Source organism: Enterococcus sp. 3H8_DIV0648, assembly GCF_002140655.1.
GTDB lineage: Bacteria > Bacillota > Bacilli > Lactobacillales > Enterococcaceae > Enterococcus_A > Enterococcus_A hulanensis.
In genome coordinates this window covers 1-2,309 of sequence record NZ_NGLG01000015.1, presented here as the reverse complement: position 1 = coordinate 2,309, position 2,309 = coordinate 1, and the positions used below count along the sequence as shown (strand labels likewise).

Sequence of the window (2,309 nt, the reverse complement as noted above, 5' to 3'; positions counted from 1 at the left end):
GGGAGGATATGGTAAAAAAAGTACTTCATTTGTTGACATATTATTCCAGAAGCTTAGATAATTCTTATCATAGAAAAAACTTACTACACAAACTTCTCCTTGAAAAACGACTTTTCATTATTCCACTCGAAGACGAGCTAGGAAAAATTAAGAAAAAGAGTTCATAAACTCGAAAAGCGGTAATTCTGTGAGAAGAGGACGGCACCGTTCTTCCGCAGATCGCCTTCGCAATTTCGGAGGGAGGAGGGATATCCTCAACACGACACGATAAACACGGCTACTCGTTGTTCGCAAAGAACTTCACTGCGTTGATGCGTGTTCGTTTCTTCTTCTCTCTACCGCTACGCTCTGGATGCTCCTTGTTGTGACAGGTTACGCAGGCCAACTCAAGGTTATCTACATCCCAGAACAACGACAGATCCTCTCGTGCTTCTACCTTGTGATGGACGATGGTTCCCTTCGAATCATATTCCTTCGTAGACATTCCTGACACAGACCAAAGTCTCTTGAGATCACAACAGGTCTTAGCTTCTTCCACCGCTTTCTCTTGTATAGTTTGTCGATCTCATTTGGTTACTAATGCTTGCTGAACGCACAGGATCCCCTCGATTGATAATCCCTCAACATCTAAATCAAGCTCTCGTTCGAACAAAGCTGCATTGTGTTCTGCTTTGATTGTTTGTTCAGTGATGCAATAGCATAATGCCGCAACCTCATCCGTCTTCAATCCATACGCTGTTATGATCTCGAAGATCGCTTCAGTGATCAGATCCATATCTTTCGAATCTCGTAATGCTTGAAGAGATCCGAAAGCTTTGTCTAGTTGCTGCCTACCCTTTTGCTTCTTTGATATTGGTGGGTTAGCCGTAACTGTTGGTGGTGGATTAGTCTCAACACTTCGTTTTCTCTTCATGATTTCTTACCTCTGTCTCTTATACACATCTAGATGTGAGATGCTTTTTTATTTTGTTTCAGTTTAATGGGTCAGTTCCAAGCTAAGTTTTTGGGATTTGCTCTTTTATTATTCAATAGATAAACTGCCTGATGAATGGAATGATATTGAGAACAGAATAAAAGATTTCTTCAGTGAAACAGAAAACTCAGAATTCACGTATAAAAAAATGTTTGATACTGATAGATCTTATTTATCTTCGTCAGGCAAGATGCTTTTATCTATATTCTTAGGTTTATTTCCAGAAAATAGATATTGTGATTTTAAGGATCCTGTGGATTTCTTAAAACACGAGCTGCTTATACTAGAAAAATCCTTTTCTGAGTATCTGGAAAAGTTAGTCAAGAATAAATCAAGCTACCATCCCGAATGTCGAGAATTATTGCTTCAACTTTTAACTGAAAGTAAAGAGACAAACTTTAGTGGAGGCATTTTTTCAGATAAGATTCTTTCGTTTAATTATACAGACCCAATTGGTAACTCGACCTTATCCTATAATAGCTATCCTAGACAAAAAGAACTAAATGGATCAAGGGTAGAAGACAACAAGCGATTTTGGGATCAAGTTAAGAAAATGACGATTAATGTTCATGGATCTTTAGAAAAACAGGATGTGGTTTTTGGTTTTGATTCTGTTGACAAAGAGCAACTAGATGATTTTTATCGTTTTTCAAAGACATATAGACAATTGATCGGCTCTTTTTCTTCGGAAGTACACGCCTTTCAATTGGAATCTGCTATTTCAAAAGTTGTCTTTTTTGGTCACTCTTTGAGTCTTTTAGATTACTCGTATTTTCAAGCTATTTTTGATCACTATAGCTTGTATGATTCTTCAATCAAGCTTTATTTCTATTATGCAAATCTTAATTCATCCTCAAGGGAGGATATGGTAAAAAAAGTACCTGTCTCTTATACACATCTAGATGTGTATAAGAGACAGCTACTAGATAATACTTGTATAATTTAGTTAAAAAATCGAAAAAGGAGTCTATAAAATGAGTACTTTATTGATAATTGGCAATGGTTTTGATAGATACATCGGGCTAGATAGCACGTATGAAAACTTTTTTACTCATCATTTACCCGATGAAACAAGGAACTTCCTAAAGGAAATAAAAGAGAACTACGAATTCAGAATCAGTGGCGAATTTGAAAATCCAGAATTCTTCAATCACTTATCTTTTCCATACGATAGAGAGAGTGTTAAAAATAAATTTTCTCCTTCAACCTCTATAAAAACACCAGAAGACTTCTCTGATAAGCGGAACTGACCTAAAATACTGAGACAGTGATAAAAAAGCATTTTCCTAGGCTGCTGATTCCCGATATTCTACTGGTGATCGGTAGCCTAGTTTTT

The 2,309-nt window shown here is 36.6% G+C and carries 4 protein-coding genes; 2 read left to right on the top strand and 2 right to left on the bottom strand.

Features of this window, described 5'->3' with window-relative positions; genetic code table 11:
• Positions 1 to 277: 277 nt before the first annotated feature.
• Together A5875_RS23035 and A5875_RS24250 are read right to left on the bottom strand one after the other, a co-directional pair.
• Positions 278 to 484 carry an HNH endonuclease gene (locus A5875_RS23035; RefSeq protein WP_242551300.1) on the bottom strand — a complete coding sequence of 69 codons (207 nt, stop codon included), beginning with the start codon at positions 482 to 484 and terminating at the stop codon, positions 278 to 280.
• An 81-nt stretch (positions 485 to 565) separates the two neighbouring features.
• The gene (locus A5875_RS24250; protein WP_242551299.1) at positions 566 to 913 is read right to left on the bottom strand and encodes a hypothetical protein; all 348 of its coding nucleotides are present in this window, start codon (positions 911 to 913) and stop codon (positions 566 to 568) included.
• Positions 914 to 1,010: 97 nt separating this feature from the next.
• Here A5875_RS24250 and A5875_RS23025 point away from each other — a divergent pair, with 97 nt between their 5' ends.
• Both A5875_RS23025 and A5875_RS23020 read left to right on the top strand, forming a co-directional pair.
• Complete coding sequence (locus A5875_RS23025; protein WP_088935932.1) at positions 1,011 to 1,919, top strand: AbiH family protein; 909 nt, start codon at positions 1,011 to 1,013, stop codon at positions 1,917 to 1,919.
• Between the two features lie 28 nt (positions 1,920 to 1,947).
• The gene (locus A5875_RS23020; RefSeq protein WP_088935510.1) at positions 1,948 to 2,223 is read left to right on the top strand and encodes a hypothetical protein; all 276 of its coding nucleotides are present in this window, start codon (positions 1,948 to 1,950) and stop codon (positions 2,221 to 2,223) included.
• Positions 2,224 to 2,309 lie beyond the last annotated feature (86 nt).

Excerpts from the sequence above, each read along its gene's own strand:
- A5875_RS23035 (WP_242551300.1), bottom strand. The coding sequence starts at position 484 with ATGTCTACGAAGGAATATGATTCGAAGGGAACCATCGTCCATCACAAG.
- A5875_RS23020 (WP_088935510.1), top strand. The coding sequence starts at position 1,948 with ATGAGTACTTTATTGATAATTGGCAATGGTTTTGATAGATACATCGGG.
- A5875_RS24250 (WP_242551299.1), bottom strand. The coding sequence starts at position 913 with ATGAAGAGAAAACGAAGTGTTGAGACTAATCCACCACCAACAGTTACG.